The 21,185-nt window shown below is 62.5% G+C and carries 19 protein-coding genes; 7 read left to right on the top strand and 12 right to left on the bottom strand.

Going from position 1 to position 21,185, the window contains the following annotated elements:
* Nucleotides 1-771, top strand: coding sequence for a polysaccharide deacetylase family protein (locus J2X24_RS13075; RefSeq protein WP_209722233.1), 771 nt, complete (start codon nucleotides 1-3; stop codon nucleotides 769-771).
* Here the strand turns inward: J2X24_RS13075 and pbpC are convergent, their stop codons facing one another.
* Nucleotides 772-2,796 (bottom strand): penicillin-binding protein 1C, encoded by a 2,025-nt coding sequence (gene pbpC / locus J2X24_RS13070; protein ID WP_310003716.1) that lies wholly within the window; start codon nucleotides 2,794-2,796, stop codon nucleotides 772-774. It abuts the gene before it with no gap.
* A gap of 305 nt (nucleotides 2,797-3,101) precedes the next feature.
* On the opposite strand from pbpC, the gene J2X24_RS13065 reads away from it, so the two are divergent.
* On the top strand, nucleotides 3,102-3,383 hold the full coding sequence (locus tag J2X24_RS13065) for a hypothetical protein (RefSeq protein ID WP_245344679.1): 282 nt from the start codon (nucleotides 3,102-3,104) through the stop codon (nucleotides 3,381-3,383).
* Here the strand turns inward: J2X24_RS13065 and J2X24_RS13060 are convergent, their stop codons facing one another.
* The 6 genes from J2X24_RS13060 to J2X24_RS13035 form a co-directional block, all read right to left on the bottom strand.
* Entirely contained in the window at nucleotides 3,384-4,049 is a 666-nt protein-coding gene (locus J2X24_RS13060; RefSeq protein ID WP_209722230.1) for a MarR family winged helix-turn-helix transcriptional regulator, read from the bottom strand.
* 149 nt (nucleotides 4,050-4,198) lie between these two features.
* The gene (locus tag J2X24_RS13055) at nucleotides 4,199-4,900 is read right to left on the bottom strand and encodes an inner membrane-spanning protein YciB (RefSeq protein WP_209722227.1); all 702 of its coding nucleotides are present in this window, start codon (nucleotides 4,898-4,900) and stop codon (nucleotides 4,199-4,201) included.
* Nucleotides 4,897-5,850, bottom strand: a complete 954-nt coding sequence (gene ftsY / locus J2X24_RS13050) for a signal recognition particle-docking protein FtsY (protein WP_209722224.1) — start codon at nucleotides 5,848-5,850, stop codon at nucleotides 4,897-4,899. Before ftsY ends, J2X24_RS13055 begins: the two co-directional genes overlap by 4 nt.
* Nucleotides 5,851-5,859: 9 nt before the next feature.
* Complete coding sequence (gene mtaB / locus J2X24_RS13045) at nucleotides 5,860-7,137, bottom strand: tRNA (N(6)-L-threonylcarbamoyladenosine(37)-C(2))-methylthiotransferase MtaB (RefSeq protein WP_209722221.1); 1,278 nt, start codon at nucleotides 7,135-7,137, stop codon at nucleotides 5,860-5,862.
* Complete coding sequence (gene dapF / locus J2X24_RS13040) at nucleotides 7,134-7,967, bottom strand: diaminopimelate epimerase (protein ID WP_209722218.1); 834 nt, start codon at nucleotides 7,965-7,967, stop codon at nucleotides 7,134-7,136. Before dapF ends, mtaB begins: the two co-directional genes overlap by 4 nt.
* 154 nt (nucleotides 7,968-8,121) lie before the next feature.
* Complete coding sequence (locus J2X24_RS13035; RefSeq protein ID WP_209722214.1) at nucleotides 8,122-10,233, bottom strand: M3 family metallopeptidase; 2,112 nt, start codon at nucleotides 10,231-10,233, stop codon at nucleotides 8,122-8,124.
* A 132-nt stretch (nucleotides 10,234-10,365) separates the two neighbouring features.
* Here J2X24_RS13035 and J2X24_RS13030 point away from each other — a divergent pair, with 132 nt between their 5' ends.
* Genes J2X24_RS13030 through J2X24_RS13020 form a run of 3 tightly spaced genes read left to right on the top strand, consistent with a single transcriptional unit; the run spans nucleotide 10,366 to nucleotide 12,651 of the window.
* On the top strand, nucleotides 10,366-11,235 hold the full coding sequence (locus tag J2X24_RS13030) for a glutamate racemase (RefSeq protein ID WP_209722210.1): 870 nt from the start codon (nucleotides 10,366-10,368) through the stop codon (nucleotides 11,233-11,235).
* On the top strand, nucleotides 11,235-11,699 hold the full coding sequence (locus J2X24_RS13025; RefSeq protein ID WP_209722207.1) for a GNAT family N-acetyltransferase: 465 nt from the start codon (nucleotides 11,235-11,237) through the stop codon (nucleotides 11,697-11,699). The genes J2X24_RS13030 and J2X24_RS13025 overlap by 1 nt, the downstream gene beginning before the upstream one ends.
* 34 nt (nucleotides 11,700-11,733) lie before the next feature.
* Nucleotides 11,734-12,651: a TraB/GumN family protein gene (locus J2X24_RS13020; protein WP_209722204.1), complete on the top strand. Its 918-nt coding sequence runs from the start codon at nucleotides 11,734-11,736 to the stop codon at nucleotides 12,649-12,651.
* Nucleotides 12,652-12,834: 183 nt separating this feature from the next.
* On the opposite strand, the gene ahpF is transcribed toward J2X24_RS13020, so the two are convergent.
* The 3 genes from ahpF to ahpD all read right to left on the bottom strand — a co-directional run bounded on the left by ahpF (nucleotide 12,835) and on the right by ahpD (nucleotide 15,869).
* A complete protein-coding gene (ahpF, locus tag J2X24_RS13015; RefSeq protein WP_209722201.1) occupies nucleotides 12,835-14,421 on the bottom strand; it encodes an alkyl hydroperoxide reductase subunit F in 1,587 nt (528 codons plus the stop codon).
* A 243-nt stretch (nucleotides 14,422-14,664) separates the two neighbouring features.
* The gene (gene ahpC, locus J2X24_RS13010; protein ID WP_209722198.1) at nucleotides 14,665-15,228 is read right to left on the bottom strand and encodes an alkyl hydroperoxide reductase subunit C; all 564 of its coding nucleotides are present in this window, start codon (nucleotides 15,226-15,228) and stop codon (nucleotides 14,665-14,667) included.
* Nucleotides 15,229-15,332: 104 nt separating this feature from the next.
* Nucleotides 15,333-15,869 carry an alkylhydroperoxidase, AhpD family gene (ahpD, locus tag J2X24_RS13005; protein ID WP_209722196.1) on the bottom strand — a complete coding sequence of 179 codons (537 nt, stop codon included), beginning with the start codon at nucleotides 15,867-15,869 and terminating at the stop codon, nucleotides 15,333-15,335.
* 99 nt (nucleotides 15,870-15,968) lie between these two features.
* Here ahpD and J2X24_RS13000 point away from each other — a divergent pair, with 99 nt between their 5' ends.
* Together J2X24_RS13000 and J2X24_RS12995 are read left to right on the top strand one after the other, a co-directional pair.
* Nucleotides 15,969-16,901 carry a hydrogen peroxide-inducible genes activator gene (locus J2X24_RS13000; protein WP_209722194.1) on the top strand — a complete coding sequence of 311 codons (933 nt, stop codon included), beginning with the start codon at nucleotides 15,969-15,971 and terminating at the stop codon, nucleotides 16,899-16,901.
* A complete protein-coding gene (locus J2X24_RS12995; protein WP_209722192.1) occupies nucleotides 16,898-17,308 on the top strand; it encodes a hypothetical protein in 411 nt (136 codons plus the stop codon). Before J2X24_RS13000 ends, J2X24_RS12995 begins: the two co-directional genes overlap by 4 nt.
* A gap of 52 nt (nucleotides 17,309-17,360) precedes the next feature.
* On the opposite strand, the gene J2X24_RS12990 is transcribed toward J2X24_RS12995, so the two are convergent.
* Nucleotides 17,361-19,088: a methyl-accepting chemotaxis protein gene (locus J2X24_RS12990; RefSeq protein ID WP_209722190.1), complete on the bottom strand. Its 1,728-nt coding sequence runs from the start codon at nucleotides 19,086-19,088 to the stop codon at nucleotides 17,361-17,363.
* Nucleotides 19,089-19,164: 76 nt separating this feature from the next.
* Nucleotides 19,165-21,168, bottom strand: coding sequence for a TonB-dependent receptor plug domain-containing protein (locus J2X24_RS12985; RefSeq protein WP_209722188.1), 2,004 nt, complete (start codon nucleotides 21,166-21,168; stop codon nucleotides 19,165-19,167).
* Nucleotides 21,169-21,185: the final 17 nt, after the last annotated feature.

Raw genomic sequence — 21,185 nt, 5'->3', positions numbered from 1 at the left:
ATGCTTAAGCCTGCCCTCTTCGTCTCCGCTCTTGCCCTGCTGGCCTTGCCGGCGGCCGCTGAACCCATCCAATGGCCGGCCGGCAAAAAAGCCGCCATTGTGCTCACCTATGACGACGCCATGACGTCGCAACTGGACAACGCCATCCCGCAGCTCGACAAGGCGGGCCTGAAAGGCACCTTCTTTCTGAATATGAAGGCGCCCACAGACCTGCTGCGCTGGCGGACCGTCAGCCGCAATGGCCACGAGCTGGGCAACCATACCGAAACCCATCCCTGTCCGCTGTCGATCCTGCCGGGCCGGCCGAATGCCACCGACACCTATACGGAAGCACGGATTCTCGGCGAAATCGCCATCATGAACAGCGCGCTGAACGCCATCGACGGCCCAAAGCCGCGCACCCTGGCCTATCCGTGCGCCCAGACGCTTGTCGGCGGCCAGGACTACCGGGACGCCCTGCGCCGTTCAGGCCTGGTGAAATACGCCCGTAACGGCGGCAATCTGGACGCTTCCATCATCACGGACGCCACCGCGATCGATCTGCTCAGCATCCCCGCCTCCGGCTCAACCGACAGCGCCGAACTGATAGCCCATGTCAAACGCGTCGAGGAAGCCGGCGGTCTGAGCATACTGGTGTTCCACGGCGTCGGCGGCGAATATCTGTCCGTATCCGCGCAGGCGCACCAGGAACTGGTCGACTATCTGCGTAATGATCCGGATATCTGGGTCGGGACGTTCCAGGACGTGATGGACTACGTCACCAAGCGCTGATTACTCTGGCCGGGCGCCATCAATCGCGACGATCCGCACCTTGCTGCGGTCGCTCTGTCCCGACGCATCGACCACGGTCACGTCGTAAAAGCCTTCGGCGGCCGGCGACCAGCTGAATTCGCCATTGGCGTCCTCCAGGACCGGCTTGCCATCGACATACCAATTGACCGGTCTTTGTCCGTGCGCCGACAATTTCAGCGGCCGCGCCAGTTTCAGTCCATCCTTTCCGCCGCCGACGCGCTCGACATAGACGGTCGCCCCCTTGGGCGGAAACAGGATCGAGGCCCTGGTGTCCTGCGCGTTCAGGACCTTCAGCGCCTGAGGCGCGCCATTGGGCGTCAGCGCCCGGGGCAGTTGCGACGGCGCGTAGATCTGGTCGAAGACATCGAACAGCAAGGGCGCCGCGGCTTCGCGACCGGTCTGGTCGGCGCGCGCGCCGCCATCGGGTCGGCCGGTCCACACCATCACCGCATACCCACCAGCGATACCGACCGCCAGGGCATCGCGGAAGCCATAAGAAGTCCCCGTCTTGAAGGCCGGACGATTGCCGGCGCGCATCAATGGTCCCGGCAGGCGGCCCGACGGCGGCGGTGTTTCGCGCAGGATGTCGATGACCTTGTCGGCCGCCTCGGCACGCATCAGGCGGCTGCCGCCTTCGCGTATCCGGCCGCGCTCTTCCGCCAAAGTGTAGGCCAGCGGCTTGGCGACGCCATGGTCGCCAAGCGCCGCGTAGAGCAACGCCAGGTCATCCAAGCGGATGCCGTTGCCGCCCAGGGCGAGGGCGAGGCCCGCCTGTTTCAGCCGTGACTTCGGCCGCACCAGCTTGACGCCCGCCGCTTCCAGCCGACCTTCGAAGGCTTCCGGCCCGACGCGGTTAAGCACGGCCACCGCCGGGACATTGAGCGAATTGATCAACGCCTCCTTGACCGACACCTCGCCGTGAAAGACGCGCTCGAAATCCTCCGGCTGATAGTCGCCGAAACGCGTCGGCACATCCATCAGCCGCGTGTCGGGCGCAATAACGCCGTCTTCGAAACCGAAGCCATAGACGAAGGGCTTCAGCGCCGAGCCCGGCGAGCGCAGGGCCCGCGTCATGTCGACCCAGCCGCCCGGACGATCCAGCCCGCCCGAACCGACGCTGGCGCGTACGCCGCGCGTCCTGATGTCGATCACCAGAATAGCGACCGAACTGTTCGGTCCCTGTTGGCGCGCGGTTGCCGCCGCCATCAGCTCCAGGCGCTTCTGCAGGTCGGCATCGATCGACGTCAGGACCGTCGGTTGCAGGCCTTTGGCGTCGTGCGCCAGCCGTCCGGCGGCGTGCCAGGCAACAGCCGGAAAAGCAAAGCGACGCGACGGCAGGGGCTCATTGATCGCTTCGTCGATCAGTGCGCTGCCGGCGGCATTGGCGCGTTCCAGGCGGCGCAGGACATCGTCGCGGCCGTTGCGCGCCGCCACCGGCCGGCGATCGGGACGGCGGGCTTCCGGCGCCTGTGGAAGCGAAATCAGCAGGGCCTGTTCGCCGAGTGTCAGGCTTTCCGGCTCATGGCCGAAATAGCTGAGCGAGGCGGCGCGCACGCCTTCGAGATTACCGCCATAGGGTGCCAGCGACAGATAGATCGACAGGATTTCGCGCTTCGAGTAACGCAGCTCCAGTTGAAGGGCGCGCAAAGCCTCCAGCGCCTTATTGCCATAGTCGCGCGGATGCGGCGACAAGAGGCGCGCCGTCTGCATGGTGATGGTCGATCCACCGGAAACGATATTCCCGGCGTGAATGTTGGACAAAAACGCCCGGACGATCGCCGCGCCATCGACGCCGGGATGAAGATAGAAGCGTTCGTCCTCGACGCTCAGCAGGTTGCGCACAAAGACCGGGTCAGTGCGTGTGAGGTCGGCGCGGATGCGCCAGCGGCCGTCTTCGACAGGTAGGGCCCTGAGCCATGTGCCATTTCGATCGAGGGCGACGGCGGAGGCTTCCCTAGCCCGCGTCATGTCCGGCGGCAGAGCGACGTTGACAAGGGCAAGCACGACCTGAAACGCCAAAAAAACGATCAGGGTTTTGACGAGTGGCTTTATCAAATTGTCGGCTTGAATCTTCACCGTCGGACGGTCTCGTTTTTTGGCGGGCTATGTCAAGGGCCATCACTGCGTCCCCTCTCCCCGCTTGCGGGGAGAGGGTTAGGGTGAGGGGCGACAAGCGGTTGTGCACGCGCAACCCGCGTAATTGCCCCTCATCCGGTCCTTCGGACCACCTTCTCCCCGCAAGCAGGGAGAAGGAAAGCACTTAATCGCCGTTAACCATTTAAATACCTGATTTGGTGCAGTGTGCGGCCATGGCCACAGAGATTCGTCCGTCCCTCGCCCAACTGCTCAACACGCCGCAAGCGACACCTCGCCCGGCGGCGCAGGCGCCTGCGCAACAAAACAGCTTTACCAGCGTCCTGCAAGCGCAACGCGCCTTCTTCCAGCAGGTGACGGAACCCAAGATCACGCCGGCCACCTATACGGCAGCCGATATCGCCCGCGCCACGCCGGTTTCCAATCCAGCGCCGACCAGCGTGGACCCCAACCAGCCACTGCGCCGGCCGGGCTCTTTCCTGAATATCGTGGTGTAACTACTCGGCGACAGCGACAGGCGCCGTAACCGGATCGCTTTCGACCTGACCGCTGGCGCCTTCGGACATGGCCGGCATGGGCAGCTTCTTGATCTTCTTGGCCAGCTTGCGGCCATCGTCCTTCTTGTGCGCCTTCTTGCGCGCCTTCTTCTCGGCCTTCTGCTCTTCGGACTTTTCCTTGCGGACGACCGGTTCGCCGTTCAGTTCGGCCTCGCGCGCCGAGGTGATCTTGCGCAGCAACTTGACGAAGCTTTCGCGCTTGGGCGGCGACAGGAGGGCCAGGATCTTGCCGTCGGCGGCCAGGACGCGCGGCTCCATGTCGGCCAGGGCGGCGGCACCACCTTCATCGATCTGAACCAGGTTGGCGCGGGCGTCGGTGGTCGAGCGTTCGCGCTTCAGGAGGCCTTTGGTCAGCATGCGCGCGACCAGGTCGGCCAAGGTCGAGCGGTCGATGCCGGTCAGGCGAACCAGGTCGGTCTGCGACAGGCCTTCGGTGCCGCCGAGCGCCTTGAGCACGGCGTACTGACGCTGGGTCAGCGCGCCCTCTCCGGCTTCGGCATTATAGATATCAAGCGCGATTTGCAGAACGCGGTGCAGGAGGTGCGAGGGTGAATCCTCGAATAATGCGCGGGAAGACGACGCATCGGCGTGTTTTGACTTCTTCATGTGACGCCCTGTCATGGCTGGGTCAAACGCGATAAGCGATACGCCAAAAAGTGTGCAGCGGTTTTTGGCAAAGTATCGCGCAAACAAAACCTACATACACTTTGCCAGACAAATACAACAATTTTGCGACATTTCCATCCGGGTACGGATTATTTCGTCACCGAGCTTTCCGCAGACACCATGTTTTTCATCAGGAAAGGCAGGAGCGCTATGGAAAAGACGACCGGTCCGCCGATCATCGACGCCATCTTCCACGTCACCCAGACGTCGTCGGTCTGGGTGCGCCAGACGGCTTCGTTGATCGCCGCCATCGCCAGATAGAAGAGCGCATAGTAGACGGTCAGCTTGGGCCAGGCCTCATCACGCAGCTTCAGCGCCTCACCCAGCAGCGCCTTAAGCGGCTGCTTCTTCAGCGCGACACCACCCAAAAGGACGCCGGCGATGATGATATTGACGATGGTCATCTTGATCTTGACGAAGATGCCGTCGTGAAAAACCACCGTCAGGATGGCGAACGGAATGCCGATGGCCGCGGCCGCCAGAGGGATCCAGGCGATACGCTTTTCGGCAACAAAGCCGACGATCAGGGCGATGACTGATGCCACGGCCAGGGCGCCGCTGGCGTAGACCAGCGGCATCGAGCCTTCCTGCTTGGTCAGCCGGGCGATCAGAAAGCCCGCGCCAAAAGCGATCAGCGGGCCGTAGTCAACGCCGGTCTTGATCCAGTTCTGCTTGGGCTGTGCCGGATTAATGGCCAGTTCCGGATCGGCCTTCAGCGCCGTTTCCATCAGCTTTTCCGTCGCCTTGTCCGTGGCGTCGACCAGTTGTTCCTCAGTCGGCTTATCGGTCATTGACTGTCTCCAACGGGCTCTAGTCCGACCATGGAACGGGCGAAGTCGCGCGCCTTGAAATCGTGAAGGTCCTCGATATCCTCACCGACCCCGATCAGCTTGATCGGGGCGTCGGAGGCCTTGGCGATGGGGATCAGGATACCACCACGCGCCGTGCCGTCCAGCTTAGTCATGACCAGCCCCGAGACGAACGCCTGACGGCCGAAGATCTGTTCCTGGCTGAGCGCATTGCGGCCGACCGTGGCGTCGAGCACCAGCAGGGTCTCATGCGGGGCATCCGAATCAATGCGTTTGATGACCCGGACGATCTTCAACAGCTCATCCATCAGTTGCTGCTTGTTCTGCAGGCGGCCGGCGGTGTCGATCAGGACGACGTCGTAGCCTTCTTCCTTGGCTTTGGTCACCGAGTCAAAGGCGAGGCCCGCCGCATCGGCGCCGGTCTTGCGGCCCATGAAGTCGGCGCCGGCGCGCTGTGACCAGACCTTGAGCTGTTCAACGGCAGCGGCGCGGAAGGTGTCGCCGGCGACGATCAGCACCTTGGCGCCCTTGCGCGTCAGCGAGGCAGCGATCTTGCCGAGTGTCGTCGTCTTGCCCGACCCGTTCACACCGACGAACAGGACAATATAGGGCTTGGGGCCGGACAAAGGATCGAAGGTGCCTTCGTGGCCGACCAGCTCATCGGCCAGGGCGTCGGCCAGAACGGCGCGCACGGCGGTCGAATCCTTGGCGGAGGTAAAGCGCGCCTGCGACATCTTTTCTGCGATCGTGGCGGCGACCGCCGGGCCCAGATCGCTTTCGATCAAAAGGTCTTCGAGCTCTTCCAGGTCGGCGTCAGTCAGCGCCTCCTTCTGAACAAAGACCTGGGTGACCTGCTCGGTCAGGTTCTGCGAGGTCTTCGACAGACCTTCGGTCAGGCGCTGGAACCAGCCTTTTTTCTTTTCTTCAGCCATGATCGGCGTTTAGCCCAGTTTGTCCAAGTTTCCAATGGCGTGCTTGCCGTCGTGGCCTGTAATGAAGATGTCGGCCAATTGTCCGGGCACGGCATGTCCTTCAAAAACGACCTCGGTAAAGTCGGCGGCGCGGGCAAAGCCCGGCTTTTCGACGACGCAACTGAGTGTACGGCCGGTCTGGCGGTTGAGATGGCGGGTCAGCGCCTCCGTCCCCTTGGCGCGCAGGCGTTCAGCGCGCTCCTTGATAGTGGTGCGCGGCAGTTGCGGCATCTTGGCCGCCGGGGTCTGCGGGCGTGGGCTGTACGGAAAAACGTGCAGGAAGCTGAGGTCGCAATCGTCCACCAGGGCAACGGCATTGGCGAAATGCTCTTCGGTCTCGGTCGGGAAACCGGCGATCATATCGGCGCCGAAAGAAATGTCCGGACGGATGGCGCGGACGGTTTCGACCAGCTTTATGGCATCGGCGCGCAGGTGGCGGCGCTTCATGCGCTTGAGGATCAGGTCGTCACCGTGTTGCAGCGACAGGTGCAGATAAGGCGCCAGGCGCTCTTCCTCGGCAAAGGCGCGCAGCAGGGTGTCGTCGATTTCGGCGGCGTCGATCGACGACAGGCGCAGACGCTTCAGCTCGGGCACCAGCTTGAGGATACGCGCCACCAAGTTGCCTAGCTGCGGCGTGCCCGGCAGGTCGGCGCCCCATGAGGTCAGGTCGACACCGGTCAGGACGATTTCGTTATAGCCCTGCGTCACCAGCTTTTGCGTCTGGCTGATGACATCGCCGGCGGCAGCCGAGCGCGAATTGCCACGGCCATAGGGGATGATGCAGAAGGTGCAGCGGTGATCGCAGCCATTCTGCACCTCGACAAAGGCGCGCGCGCGATCCTTGAGGCCATCGATCAGGTGACCGGCGGTTTCCTTGACCGAAAAGACGTCATTGACGACGACGCGGGCGCTGTCGGCCGTCAGGGCATAGGCGCCCTTTGTCTGCTTGTCGGCATTGCCGATGACGAAATCGACCTCGGTCATTTCGGCGAACATGCCAGGATCGGTTTGCGCCGCGCAGCCGGTGACGATCAGCTTGCGGTTGGGGTTTTCCTTGCGCGCACGGCGAATGGCCTGACGTGCCTGGCGCACGGCTTCGCCGGTGACGGCGCACGTGTTGAAGATGATAGCGTCTTTCAGGCCGTCGTCGGCAGCGGTCTTGCGGATGACCTCGCTCTCATAAGAGTTCAGGCGACAACCAAAGGTCACCACGTCTACGCTAGATAGAGGCCGGCTGTCGTCGCTCACAGCTCACCCGTGAATTCGAGCTCGACCGGGCCGGTCATGATGACGTGGTCGTTGTCGGCCCAGGCGATATGCAGCGGCCCGCCGTCCATGATAACGGTGCCCGAGCGTTCGGTCAGGCCACGGCGGGCGGCAGCGACGAGCGTGGCACAGGCGCCTGTGCCGCAGGCCTGGGTGATGCCAGAGCCGCGTTCCCAGACGCGCATGCGGATGGTTCCGCGGTCAAGGATTTGCGCGAACTCGACATTGACGCCTTCGGGGAAGAGCGGATGGTTTTCGATCAGCGAGCCGGTGGCGGCGACATCGACCTTATTGATATCATCGACAAAGAAGACGACGTGCGGATTGCCCATCGAGACGGCGCAGGGCGTGTGATAGAGCGGATCATCAATCGGCCCGACCTGAAGCTCCAGGCGCAGGGTGTCCATTTCCTCGGACAGCGGAATCTCCTGCCACTCGAGACGCGGTGTGCCCATATCGACACTGGCCGTGCCGGTCTTATCGTCGGCGCGCAGGATATTCGCCCGGGTCAGCCCGCCCAGGGTGTTGATCTTGAGCATCTTGTCCGGCATGTCGCGGTTCAGTACCCAGGCGACGCAACGCAAGGCGTTGCCGCAGGTTTCGACAGTGCCGCCATCGGCGTTCCAGACACGCATGAAGGCATCACCGTCTGTGCTGTCCTCGATGGCGATCAGCTGGTCGAAGCCGACGCCGGACGCACGATCGGACCACTGCCGGATCTGATCGGGCGCGGGGGCGAAGGCGTTCTGGCGGGCATCGACGACGATAAAGTCGTTACCGAGCCCGTTCATCTTAAGAAACGGACGGTTCATGGGGGCTATATAGTGCGGAAATCCCGTAAAAGATACGGGGTGTGGGGTCCGTGACCCCACAAAACCTTCTGATATCAAAAGAAATGCCTGGCCTTTTGGGGCCAGACATTTCTTTTGATCTTAAAAGTCTTGGGGCCTCAGGCCCCACACCCCGTTACTTTACCGGGAAACCCCGCTTGCGCATCAGGGCATCGCGGTTCGGATCGCGGCCACGGAAAGCCCGATAACCATCCGCCGGATCGATCGTATTGCCAACGCTCAGCACGTGTTTCTGCAGGCGATCGGCAACCGCCTTGTCATAGAAACCGCCCGCCTCGGTAAAGGCTTCGGCGCAGTCGGCGGTCAGCGTGTCCGACCACAGATAGCTGTAATAACCCGCCGAATAACCGTCCGATGAGAAGACATGCCCGAACTGCGGTGAGCGGTGGCGCATGACGATTTCTTTTGGCATACCCAGCTTGGTCAGCTCCTCGCGCTCGAACGCATCCGGATCGATATCCGCGCCGCCAGCCAGGTGATACTTCATGTCGATCAGGGCCGACGACAGATACTCGACCGTCGCAAAACCCTGGTTGAACGTATCGGCCTTCTTGATCTTGTCGAGCAAGGCCTGCGGCATGGCTTCGCCTGTCTTGTAGTGCGTGGCAAATCGCGACAGCACCTCATTAGTCGGCAACCAGTGCTCATTGAGCTGTGACGGGAATTCAACATAGTCGCGCGCCACGGACGTACCCGAAAGCGTCGGATAGGTGACGTTCGACGACAGGCCGTGGATGGCGTGACCGAATTCGTGGAACAGCGTCGTCGCGTCATCCCACGAGATCAGGATCGGCTCGCCCGGCGCCGCCTTCACGAAATTCGAATTGTTCGACACCAGCGGCAGGATGTCCTTGCCGTCCATGCGCTGCTGGCTGCGATAGGCGTTCATCCAGGCGCCGGAACGCTTGCCAGGACGGGCATAGGGGTCGAAGTAGAACAGGCCGTTCGGCTTGCCGTTGCGCGTCACCTTCCACACGCGAACGTCCGGATGGAAAACCGGCACATCGGTCACCGGCGTAAACTCGAAACCATAGATCTGGCCGGCCGCCCACATCATGCCTTCGCTGAGCTTTTCCAGCTGCATGTATGGCTTGATCTCGTTTTCATCGAGGTCGTACTTCGCCTTGCGGACCTTCTCGGCATAGAAGCGATAGTCCCACGGCTCGATCGTGATATTTGCGCCTTCCTTGTCGGCGATGGCCTGCATGTCGGCCACCTCTTCCCTGACGCGCGCCACGGCCGGGGTCCACACGGCCTCCATCAGCGCCATGGCGTTTTCGGGCGTCTTGGCCATGGCGTTTTCGAGACGCCAGTGCGCGTGGGTCTCATAGCCACGCAAGCGCGCGCGCTCATAACGCAGCTTCAGGATCTTGCCGATGATCGCGTTATTGTCCCACTGATCGCCATTGTCGCCGCGGTTGACGAAGGCGCGCCACACCTTTTCCCGCAGGGCGCGGGAGGTAGCGAACGTCGTCACCGGCTCCATGACCGAGCGCGTATTGGCGATACCATAGCTGCCGTCCGCGCGCTTCAGCGACGCCTTGAAGCCGTCCGGCACACCGGCCAGTTCGGCTTCGCTCACGACCAGGACCTGCTCTTCGTCGTGAAGCAGGTTGTCGGAGAACTGCTTGAACAGCAGCGACAGTTCCTGGTTGATGGCGGCGACGCGCTTCTTGTCCTTGGCCGACAAGGCGGCGCCGGCGCGGACAAACCCCGTATAGTTCAGCCACAGCAGGCGGTCCTGTTCCGGCGTCAGGTTGAATTGCGCCTTGTTGTCGTAAACCGCCTTAATGCGCTTGAAGAGCTTCTGGTTCTGGCTGATCTCATCGGAGAATGCCGCAAGCTTGGGCTGGATCACCTTGCCCATGGCCTGAAGTTCCGGATTGTTCAGCCCGCCCGTCCAGATGCCATAGATGGTCGATACGCGGCCCAGCGCCTTGCCAGAGCGCTCGTAGGGCACGATCGTGTTGTCGAAAGTCGCCGGCTCTGTATTAGCGGTGATGGCGTTGATTTCCTGGCGTTGGGAGGCGATCGCTTGATCGAAGGACGCCTCGAACGTCTTGATATCGACCTTGTCGAACGGCGGGATGCCGCCATAAGGCCCCTGCCATTCCGCAGTCAGCAAAAGCGCCGCGCCGTCCTCCGCGGATATGGCCGCGGCGGGGGTCAAAGCGGTCGCGGCCATCAGGCCCATAACGGTGCGGCGGTCGAGGGAATGATCGGACATCGGGACTCCGGATTTTGTCGCAAACGTTACAGGATCGGCGTTTACGGCACAGGACAAACAGCGTAATTGGTCAGGTTAGGCGCATATTCGCGTCCACCTAATTAACAATTGTTCATTCTGGAACGACTTTCAATGGCCATCGGCGTTTTCGATTCCGGCGTAGGCGGATTGAGTATCCACCACGCGCTTGTCAACCGCTTGCCACAGGCCGATTTCATCTATCTTGCCGACCAGGCCAACACCCCGTACGGCGACAAGTCCGGCGAAGCGATCGTCGAAATGACGCGCGAAGGCTGCGAGACCCTGTTCGACGCCGGCGCGTCTCTGGTCGTCCTGGCGTGCAATACGGCATCGGCCGTGGCGCTGCGCCGTCTGCAATCGAGCTGGCTGGCGCAATACCGCAAGACCTATAAGCGCCCGGTCAATGTGCTGGGCATCATCGTGCCGACCATCGAAGCCGCCACTGGCCTGCCTTGGGAACACGAAGCTGAGCGCCGTGGCGAAAAGATCGAGAAGCTCGATGTCGTCGGCGTCTTCGCCACCGTCGCCACCGCCCGGTCGCGCGTCTACGAAATCGAAATCGACAAGCGCCGCCAGGACATCGCCGTCTTTACCGAAGCCTGTTCCGGCCTGGCCGACATGATTGAGCAGGCGGCATCGCGGGAAGCCCTGGCCGCCAAGATCAAGGGCCATGTCGAGAGTTTGCGGCTGCGCATCGGCCGCTTCCCCGACCGCGCCATCCTTGGCTGCACGCACTATGAGCTGGTCGCCGATCTGTTCCGCGAAGCTTTGCCTGAGGGTACGCCCATCATCCATCAGCCGCCATCGGTCGCCCAGGCGCTGGGGCAATATGTCGAGCGCCATCCAGAATACGATGTCGGCACCTCGGCCGGCCGAATCTTCCTGACCACCGGCGAGCCGCGCAGCCAATCGGCCCTGATCGAAGCCTTCTGGGGCGCGCCCCTGACCTTTGGCGCCGTCAGCAAGGGCCAAGCGGCGTGATGGACGGCTCAGACGACTTGAGCTTCGCCTTCGGCGATGCGAAGCGCGACGACGTGATCGCGCTTCTGGAAGCCAGCGACGCCTATATGGCCGGGCTCTATCCGGCCGAAAGCAACCACATGCTGGACGTCGACACCTTCTGCCAACCCGATATCCGCTTCCTGATCGTTGAACGCGCCGGCGTGGCCGTCGGCTGCGGCGCGATCCGTATTGCCACTGGCTATGGCGAACTGAAGCGCATGTGGGTTGATCCGGCCTTACGCGGCCGCAAACTGGGCGTGCGCATTCTCGAAGCCCTGATTACCGAAGCGACGCGGCTGAACCTGCCCACCCTGCGGCTGGAAACCGGTATTTCGCAACCCGAAGCGCTCGGGCTTTACCGCCGCTTCGGCTTTGAAGATATCCCACCGTTCGGCGACTACCAGCCCGATCCGCTGTCCGTATTCATGGAACGACGCCTGTAAAAAAGGCGTCACAGACACAGCCTATGCTGGTCTTATGCTCCGTTGTCTGATTACCGCGCTTGCGCTTGTCTTCGCCATGCCCGCCGCCGCCCGGGAGGTCTGGAGCGGCGAGGTCGTCATCTCGGCCAAGGCGTCGGGCCCGGCCCTGTGGCGCCTCCGCCGCGGACAGTCTGAAGTCATTGTCATCGGCGTCCTGCCGACCTTCCCCAAGACACAGGCCTGGCGCACCCGTCGTATTGAGAACGCGCTGAAAGGCGCCAACGGCCTGCTGATCCCGCAGGCCGCCAAGGCCAGCGCCGGCGATATGCTCAGCCTGATGTCGAACAAGAGCCTTCCCGAAAAGCGCACTTTGAAGGAGGTCCTGCCGCCTGACCTTTACGCTCGTTATGCGGCTACGGCCTCGCGCGCCGGAGTGTCGGTGAAGGACTTCGAGCGCGACAAACCCGTCTGGGCCGGTGCTCGCCTGCGCCGCGAAGTGCTGGAAAAGCGCGGCGTCACTGCCGATGAACCGACCGACACCATAACACGCCTGGCCCGCCGCCAGAACGTTTCAGTCAAACCATTCGGCCGTTACAAACTCAAGGCCGTCCTGAAAGACGTCAACGCCATGAACCTGGCCGCGCAGACCAACTGCATGCGCCGGACGCTCGACAATATCGACTTCGTGCTCGACAAGCTGCCGGCATCGGCCAATGCCTGGTCAACCGGCGACATGAGCACCGTCCTTGGCAGTTATCGCGGCTCAGCCTTGGCGGATTGCCTGGAAGGTTCCGGCAAGGGTTCGGCTCTGATCGAACAGTCGGTCAGCGATACGGCCTCCGCCATCGATACCGCGCTCAACCGTCCCGGCAAAACCGTCGCCGTCGTTCCGCTGTCGCCATGGCTGCGTAAGGGCGGCGCACTGGATCGCCTGCGCGGACGTGGGGTGAGTGTCACCAGTCCAGAGGATTAGGTTAAGGCCAGGGGTCGCAGACTCCGGGGACGCCTAGTCTGGACCCCGTAACTCGGTAGAGTCTAACCCATTGAATAACAGATAGCCGGGCGCCCCCTAAAGGGTGCCCGGCTATCTGTTATATAAGCGACTAAACACTGTCGTGTTAAGGGGTCAAGGGGCCGGTGGCCCCTTGCCTTAACCTTACTCCGCGGCGATATCCACCGGCGCCGTGACGCGGATCAGATAATCAAACGCCGATAGCGCCGCTTTCGAGCCTTCGCCCATGGCGATGACGATCTGCTTGTACGGCACGGTCGTGCAGTCGCCGGCCGCGAACACACCCGGCAACGACGTTTCGCCCCTGGCATTGACCTCGATTTCACCGTGCTTCGACAAGGCAATGCTGCCCTTCAGGAACTCGGTGTTCGGGATCAGGCCGATCTGGACGAAAATGCCTTCCAGGTCGATCGTGTGCACCGTATCGTGGATACGGTCCTTGTAGGTCAGGCCGACGACCTTGTTGCCATCGCCCAGAACTTCGGTCGTCTGCGCATTTGTCAGCACACGGACATTCGGCAGGCTATAGAGCTTGCGTTGCAGGACCGCATCGGCGCGCAGCTCGGCCGCGAACTCCAGCAACGTGACTTCAGACGCCAGGCCGGCCAGGTCGATCGCCGCTTCCACGCCAGAGTTGCCGCCGCCAACGACCGACACGCGCTTGCCCTTGAACAGCGGGCCGTCGCAGTGCGGGCAATAGGCCACGCCTTTGTTGCGGTACTCGGCTTCACCCGGCACACCCATCTGGCGCCAGCGGGCGCCGGTCGAAAGCACCACCGTGCGTGCCTTGACCGAAGCGCCGCTTTCCAGCTTGACCTCGGTCAGGCCGTCGGGCGTCGTAGCCGGGATCAGTTGCACGGCCTTTTGCAGGTTCATGATGTCGACTTCGTAGTCCTTGACGTGCTGCTCAAGGGCGGTCGCCAGCTTCGGACCTTCGGTGTGCTTGACCGAAATGAAATTCTCGATGTCCATCGTGTCCAGCACCTGGCCGCCAAAGCGTTCAGCGACAACACCTGTACGGATGCCCTTGCGCGCGGCATAGATGGCAGCCGAAGCACCAGCGGGACCACCACCGACGATCAGGACGTCGAACTCCGACTTGGCGCTGATCTTGGCGGCTTCGCGCGCCTGCGCCCCAGTGTCGATCTTGGCCAAGATTTCTTCCACGCCCATACGGCCCTGCGCGAAAACCTCGCCATTGAGCAGGACGGTTGGCACGGCCATGACCTGACGCTTCTCGACCTCGTCCTTGAACAGGGCGCCGTCGATGGCAACGTGCTTGATCCTGGGATTGAGCACGCTCATCAGGTTCAGCGCCTGGACGACATCCGGGCAGTTCTGGCACGACAGCGAGAAGTAGGTTTCGAACCGCAGTTCTCCGTCGATCTCCAGCGCCTTGACCTGTTCGATGACGTCGGCTTCGACGCGCGGCGGATGACCGCCGACCTGCAGCAGGGCCAGGACCAGCGAGGTGAACTCATGGCCCATCGGCAGACCGGCGAAGGTCACGGAAATGTCCGTGCCAGGACGCACGATAGCAAAGGACGGCTTGCGCGCATCGGAACCATCCGTCCTGAGCGACACCTTGTCCGATGCCTCGACGATATCGTTCAGCAGCTCGACCAGTTCGCGCGACTTAGGGCTGTCGTCAACCGACGCCACCAGTTCGATCGGCATGCGCAGGTTTTCGAGATAGGCTTTCAGTTGAGTCTTCATACCCGCGTCAAGCATGGCTGTACTCCTTTGAAACTTTGGGGAAAATCATTGTCCATATTCGGGCTCTTGTTTATTTAGCAGCAGCGACGCCGCGAAAGCCCGGATAAGGAGAATGACCACTTCTCCTCCCTAGCGCGAAGCGGTGGGGAGGTGGCAGCGAGCGTAAGCGAAGCTGACGGAGGGGTATTCTTCCATCGGAGTCATACCCCTCCACGCTACGCGGTCCCCCTCCCCATCACGATGGGGAGGAGAAGGTCTTTAAATCTTGCCAACCAGATCGAGCGACGGGGCCAGGGTCTTTTCACCCTCTTCCCACTTGGCCGGGCAGACTTCGCCGGGGTGCGAAGCAACGTATTGCGCGGCCTTGACCTTGCGCAGCAGTTCGGCGGCGTTACGGCCGATACCTTCGGCGGTGACTTCGCAGAACTGGATGACGCCGTCCGGATCGACCAGGAAGGTGCCGCGATCGGCCAGGCCAACGCCTTCGCGCATGACGTCGAAGTTGTTGGTAATGACGCCCGACGGATCGCCCAGCATGGTGTACTTGATCTTGCCGATGGCCGGCGACGTGTCGTGCCAGGCCTTGTGCGAGAAGTGCGTGTCGGTCGAGACGCTGTAGATTTCGACGCCCATCTTCTGGAAGGTATCGTAATTGTCAGCCAGGTCTTCCAGCTCGGTCGGGCAGACGAAGGTGAAGTCGGCCGGGTAGAAGAAGAAGATCGACCACTTGCCCTTCAGGTCCGTGTCCGAAACGTCGACAAACTTGCCTTCCTTGAAGCCCGTGGCTTTGAACGGCTTGATGGTGGTGTTGATGAGGCCCATGAATTTTCTCCTTAGCAAGTTGAGTCGGATCCGACGCGGCGGACATTCGCCTAAGACGCGCAATAAGGCAAATCTGTTTTATTTTATTTTTGTATAGATTTTTCTTATAGCGCGATCAGCGCGTTTTCGGCACGTATAACGGCCGATATGGCGTTGACGGTTGCCGCTATACGCAATGCGGTCTGGACCTGGACATCCGAAATGCCGTGATCGCGCAACACCTTTTCGTGACTGTCCATGCACACCGCGCAGCCATTGATCGCCGACACGGCCAGCGACCACAGCTCGAAGTCCAGCTTGTCGACGCCAGGATTGGTCAAAAGGTTCATGCGCAGGCCCGAGCGCAGCGTCTGATACTCACGGTTCTCCATCAGGTGCAGGGCGCGGTAATAGACATTGTTCATCGCCATGATCGCCGAAGCCGTCCTGGCGGCAGTGATCGCGTCCGGTGACAGGACGGTCGATGCCGCTGCTTCGATGTTGCGCACGACTTGCGGCACGCCGACCGCGTGGGCCGAGGCCAGGAAGGTGCCCCACTTCTGCTGCGGGCTGAGCCAGGTCTCACCAAGCAGAACGGTCAGATTGCGCGACAGGTCCTGGCCATAGGCAGGAATAAGTGATTGCAAGGCATCGATCGACATGCGGACTCCTAAACCAATATATCGCGACAAAAAGTGGAATTGATGGCTTTAACCAGATTGATAAATTGAATTTATGCAGCATCGGCCTATATTCAAGCCATGCTGCCGACCCTACGCCAACTGCAATACCTAAAGCTGCTTGCCGAGCATAAGAGCTTCATGGCCGCGGCCGAAAAGGCCTTCGTGTCGCAACCGGCCCTGTCCTCGGGCATAGCCGAACTGGAAAAGACGCTGGGCGCGCGGCTGGTTGATCGCTCGCGCGGACAGGTCATTTTGACAGCGGTCGGTGAAGAAACGCTGAAGCGCGCCGAGGATATCCTGGCGCGCACCGAAGACCTGGTCGAAGCGGCGCGCGGCGCCAACCGCCCCCTGACGGGGCGATTCCGCCTGGGTGTCATACCGACCGTCGCGCCGTTTCTGCTGCCCAAGGCGCTGCTGAAGATCCGCGACGCCTTCCCGGACCTGCGGCTTTTCCTGCGCGAAGACCAGACGGCGCGGCTGATCGCGGCGCTAAAATCCGGTGGGCTTGATGCCGCCGTCATCGCCCTGCCCTACGACCTTCAGGGGCTCGACTGCGCCTTTATCTGCAAGGACGAAATCGTCGCCGCCACGCCGCTCAACCATCCCTTGGCGCACGAAGAGCGTATCGCGCCGGAAGCGTTGAAGAACGAAGAGCTGATCCTGCTCGAGGACGGCCATTGCCTGCGCGACCACGCCCTTGCCGCCTGTACCTGGAACAATCCCGCCGGTGGTATTGAAACCCTGGGCTCACAGAATGGCGGGTTTGCCGCGACGTCGTTGAATACCCTGGTTCAGATGGTCGGATCGGGCCTTGGCGTATCGCTTCTGCCAGCCATGGCGGTCGAGGCGGGCCTGGCGCGCAGCGAAGACATCTCGGTGCGGCCATTGAAATCCGACCACGCCTATCGCGATATCGTCGTCGTCTGGCGCGCCGGCTCCAGCCGCGCCGCCGAAGCGCGCCTCCTGGCGCAACATCTCAAGAAAGCCGAACCGGAAGAGGCCGCCGCATGAAACGTTTAGCCCTTCTGTCGCTTTGTCTTCTGGCGGCCTGTTCGAAACCGAAGGAGGCCCCAGCGCCGGAACCCTCCGCCATGGCCCCGCCGCCCGTCCAGGACACATGGCCGGGCAAATATTCCGGCGACCTGATCGTCCGCATCGACGCAGCCCACAAGGTGACGCTGATCGAAGCCGCCACGGACGGCTGCGCCGGTGATCTCGGCGTCGTCGAAGGTGGGCTGGTGAGCACCCCCTTGTCGGAAAACGAATTGCAACTGATCCTGCACCCGGAACCGGCGCTGACCTGTACGATCAATATCCGCAAGTCAGGCGACACCCTGACGGTCGTCGAAGCCGGCGACTGCGACGCTTATCACGGCAAGACCTGCAGCTTCAACGGTACGGTTACGCGCACAAAATAGCCCTCCCTGCCGGTGACAGAGAGGGCTTGGTTCTGTCCGCAATAGTCGTGTCTTACATCGTCGCGGCGCGCTTCAGGAAGGTCTCGACAACCCCCTTCATCTGGTCGGCCTGCTGCGACAGGCTGTGCGACGCTTCCGTCACCGCGCCCGACACGACGCCGGCCTCTTCCGCCGACTGGTTCAGCTGTTCGATCGTCGCCGAGGCCTCGCCAGCCCCTTGCAGGGCCGTGGACAGGCTTTGAGTGATCTCGCGCGTCGCCTGGACCTGCTGACGGACGGATTCCGACGTGTTTTCGGAAATGCCCTGCATCTGGGTGATGACGCCGGCGATATTGCCGATTTCGATCGTCGTGCGGTCGGCGGCGCGGCGCACATCGCCGATCCGGTTGCGGATTTCCTCCGTCGCCTTCGACGTCTGGTCGGCCAGGCTCTTGACCTCGTGCGCGACCACCGCGAAGCCCCGACCGGCATCACCGGCGCGGGCGGCTTCGATGGTGGCGTTGAGCGCCAGGAGGTTGGTCTGCTTGGCGACCGACGAAATCAGATCGACGATCTCGTTGATGCGCGCCACGGCCTGGGTCAGCTCGCCGACGGCGGACTGGGTCTGCTGGGCGCGGTCGGTGGCATCGCGGGCGACATCAGCCGAAGCGGCCGCCTGGCGATCGACTTCCGAGATGGTGGCGCCCAGCTCTTCCGAGGCGGCGGCGACCGTGCTCATCGAATCGCGCACCGAGAAGATCGAACTGACCGCCGAATGGGCGCGGCCGGCGTTTTCCGACGAGGTCGAGGTCAGGATGGCAGCGGACTGTTCGAGGTGGCTCGACGCCTTTTCGACGCCACGAATCAGGCCTGCGAAGTCGCGATTGAAGTCACCGATAAGGCGCTCCATTTCGGCGGCGCGTTCCAGGCGGGCGCGCGCGGCCTCTTCCTGCTCGGCGCTGAGCGCGCGACTCTGGCCGGTCACGTCCTTGAAGACCTGGAGCGCTTCGACGACCTGGCCCAGTTCGTCGCCCCGCTGGAGCTTGACCGGATCGACGCTCATGTCGGCGGCAGCCAGGCGGCGCGTGGCGTCGGCGATGCCGTTGATCGACTTGGAGGTCGAACGGCCGATGAAGACGCCCAAGGCACCGGCGCCCAGGGCAGCGATGGCGGCGATGATGATGATCAGCGTGGTGTCGCCCTGCGCGCCCCTGACGCTTTCGGCGGCCATCGCCTTGGCGCGTTCGTCGGTGCGCTTCAGCACCTTCTGCACGATGGCGTCGGTGTTCTGCTCGGACGCCGCGTAGGGCCCGAGGAAGGAAATGGCGGCGTTCAGGTCGATTTCCAGCATGGACGAGACGAATTCGATGGCGCCCTTCTGGCCTTCGATCTCCTTGGACAATTCGTCATAGGCCTTCTTGTCCTCAGGGTCAGTCGCCTTGGCGGCACGCGCCTTGACCTTGTCCTGCAGCACTTTCAGGCGTTCGGCGATCTTGGCCGTGTAGGCCGCGCTGCCGGTCGTCGTGTCGCCACCGGCGCGGGCGGCCAGGGCGTTATAAAGGTCACGGGCATCGCCACGCAGCTCGGCGCGGACCTCACCCAGGAACAGGGCGTTTTCCATGGCGCCGTTGACGACGGCGTCCATGCGTTTGGTCTGCGAATGCAGGGCCAGGGTCGCGGCAACGGCCAGGACGGCGATCAGGGCCATCGCCACCAGCGACGGGACGAGGAACTTCCAGATGAACGGCCAGTCCGACGGACGGGCCCAGTTCGGCTTTTGGCTGTGTGACGGGGAGGTCATTACGTGCTCGCGATCGGAAATATAACGGATGGAGGCCTGTCGCCAGAGCCCTGAGGCTCCGGCGACAGGAGAAAATTTACCAACGCTTGCTGAGCGAGAGGTAAACGGTCGACGGCACCTTCAGGCCGGCGGTCTGGACCTTGGCATTGCCGAGGTTCTTGCCGCTCAGCGACAGGGTCATGGCGTGACCGAGGTCGTAGTTGACATTGGCCGCCAGCGTGGTGTGCGCCGGAACGGTCGTCAGGGCGTAGGTCAGCGGCGCGAAGGACTTGAACTTGTCCGTGTGGTGCACGAAGGCATCAACCGTCCACTTGCCGCCGGCCCAGCCTATATTCAGGTTGCCGCGGCTCTTCGGCGTCATGTCAGCAAAGTTGGCGCGCAGATCCACGAGATTCTGGCCGGCATCCGCCGTGTCTTTGATATCGGTCGCCGTGTAGTCGCCATTCCAGTGAAAGCCCGCACCGAATGTGCCCGAGGCGGACAGCTCGAAGCCGGTCATTTCCGAGGCGGCGACATTGGTCCAGCTGATCGCCGGATAGGTCGTAAGCGTCGGCATCTGGAACAAAGCGGCGGCGCCCGGCTGTCCCTTGACGCCATCAGTCGTCTGGCTGAACAGCTTGATGCCGGCCTTCACCTTGCCGAAGGTGCGGTCATAGGAGACTTCGGTGTTCTTGACGATGCTGGGTTCGATGAACGGATTGCCCATGACGACCAGCGTGAAGCCCGGTTGCGGCACGGCCAGCTGGAAGCCGCCCAGTTCGATCAGGGTCGGGGCCTGGACGCCACGCGCCGTCATCAGGCGCACCGTGTCCTTGTCGCTCAGCCGCCAGACCGCGCCGGCGTTGAAGCTGAGTTCGCTGATGTCGCGATCCCAGTTGCTGTTGCTGGCCAGCGGGAAACCAGCCGGGAAGGTGCCCGTGCGCTTCAGCGACAGATTGTCCGAACGGACGGCGATGGCGGTCGAGACCGTGTCAGACACCGCCCAGTTCCACATGGCCGAGGGGGCGAGGACGGTGTAGCTGACTTCGCCGCCGGTCATCGGCGCGGTGGCCATTTCGTTGTTGCGTGATTCCAGGCCGAAGCGGAAGGTGTGCGGGCCGACCTTGATCAGGTCCTGGACGCTGACGACCGAGATGGTGTTGCGCAGGGAGACCATACCGGCGACATTGCTGGTGCTGCGCATGGTGTTGCGATAGGCCGTCGCGGTGATCAGGCCCAGCTTGGTATCCGAGGTCAGGTCGGCCTTGACCGAACCGGTGATGTACTTGCTGGCGGCCGGGTCGTAGTTCGACACGGCGTCATTGACCTGGACGTTGGACAGCGACGATTCGAACCGTAGCTCGGTCTTTTCGGTCAGAGAGGCCACGGCGTCGATATTGATATTGGCGCGCGACGGTTCGGCGCGATATTGCACGGCCGGCAGGCCGACGCTGTCGGCCCATTCGTCGGCCTTGGAGATACCACCCGAGACACGGGCGGCGAACTTCGGCGACAGGCGGATGCTCTGGACGATCGAGGCTTCCTTGCCGTTGCGCGAGGCAACCGAGACCGAACCGTTGCTGACCGAGTCGTACCTAGGGTTATAGGTGATGATATTAACGACGCCCGACACGGCGTTGAAGCCGAAAAGCGCGGCGTTCGGGCCCTTGACCACTTCGATCTGGCGGATTTCCGACAGCTGGACGGGGATGGTCGACCAGGCGGTATAGCCATAGTGGTCGAGATAAACCTGGCGGCCGTTGACCAGCACCAGCAAGCGCGGCGACATCGGCTGGTTATAGCCGCGCACGCCGACATCGGCGCCATAGGTCGACCAGTTAAGCACGTCGATGCCCGGGACGCGGCCCAAGAGGGTCGGCAGGTCATGGGCGCCCGAGCGCTTGATGTCATCGGCCGAAATGATCGTCATATCGACCGGAACCTCGGTCGAACGCTGCGGCGACCCGGTGGCCGAGGTGGTGACGGCTTCGCCGAACAGGCTTTCCAGCGAGCCATAGTCGATGGACTGGGCACCGGCGGCGCCGGCGACGAACGGCAGGGCGGCGAGCGCCGCCGACAGGAGGGATTTGAACTTATGCATGTGGATGTACTCCAAAG

The organism is Asticcacaulis solisilvae, assembly GCF_017875235.1.
Classification (GTDB): domain Bacteria; phylum Pseudomonadota; class Alphaproteobacteria; order Caulobacterales; family Caulobacteraceae; genus Asticcacaulis; species Asticcacaulis solisilvae_A.
Note: the sequence above shows the minus strand (reverse complement) of the source record. Positions and strands in the feature narration are given on the sequence as shown.

Coding starts and splice junctions, on each gene's coding strand:
- J2X24_RS13075 (WP_209722233.1), top strand. CDS start 1: ATGCTTAAGCCTGCCCTCTTCGTCTCCGCTCTTGCCCTGCTGGCCTTG.
- J2X24_RS13065 (WP_245344679.1), top strand. CDS start 3,102: ATGGCCACAGAGATTCGTCCGTCCCTCGCCCAACTGCTCAACACGCCG.
- J2X24_RS13060 (WP_209722230.1), bottom strand. CDS start 4,049: ATGAAGAAGTCAAAACACGCCGATGCGTCGTCTTCCCGCGCATTATTC.
- J2X24_RS13055 (WP_209722227.1), bottom strand. CDS start 4,900: ATGACCGATAAGCCGACTGAGGAACAACTGGTCGACGCCACGGACAAG.
- ftsY (WP_209722224.1), bottom strand. CDS start 5,850: ATGGCTGAAGAAAAGAAAAAAGGCTGGTTCCAGCGCCTGACCGAAGGT.
- dapF (WP_209722218.1), bottom strand. CDS start 7,967: ATGAACCGTCCGTTTCTTAAGATGAACGGGCTCGGTAACGACTTTATC.
- J2X24_RS13035 (WP_209722214.1), bottom strand. CDS start 10,233: ATGTCCGATCATTCCCTCGACCGCCGCACCGTTATGGGCCTGATGGCC.
- J2X24_RS13030 (WP_209722210.1), top strand. CDS start 10,366: ATGGCCATCGGCGTTTTCGATTCCGGCGTAGGCGGATTGAGTATCCAC.
- J2X24_RS13025 (WP_209722207.1), top strand. CDS start 11,235: ATGGACGGCTCAGACGACTTGAGCTTCGCCTTCGGCGATGCGAAGCGC.
- J2X24_RS13020 (WP_209722204.1), top strand. CDS start 11,734: ATGCTCCGTTGTCTGATTACCGCGCTTGCGCTTGTCTTCGCCATGCCC.
- ahpF (WP_209722201.1), bottom strand. CDS start 14,421: ATGCTTGACGCGGGTATGAAGACTCAACTGAAAGCCTATCTCGAAAAC.
- ahpC (WP_209722198.1), bottom strand. CDS start 15,228: ATGGGCCTCATCAACACCACCATCAAGCCGTTCAAAGCCACGGGCTTC.
- ahpD (WP_209722196.1), bottom strand. CDS start 15,869: ATGTCGATCGATGCCTTGCAATCACTTATTCCTGCCTATGGCCAGGAC.
- J2X24_RS13000 (WP_209722194.1), top strand. CDS start 15,969: ATGCTGCCGACCCTACGCCAACTGCAATACCTAAAGCTGCTTGCCGAG.
- J2X24_RS12995 (WP_209722192.1), top strand. CDS start 16,898: ATGAAACGTTTAGCCCTTCTGTCGCTTTGTCTTCTGGCGGCCTGTTCG.
- J2X24_RS12990 (WP_209722190.1), bottom strand. CDS start 19,088: ATGACCTCCCCGTCACACAGCCAAAAGCCGAACTGGGCCCGTCCGTCG.
- J2X24_RS12985 (WP_209722188.1), bottom strand. CDS start 21,168: ATGCATAAGTTCAAATCCCTCCTGTCGGCGGCGCTCGCCGCCCTGCCG.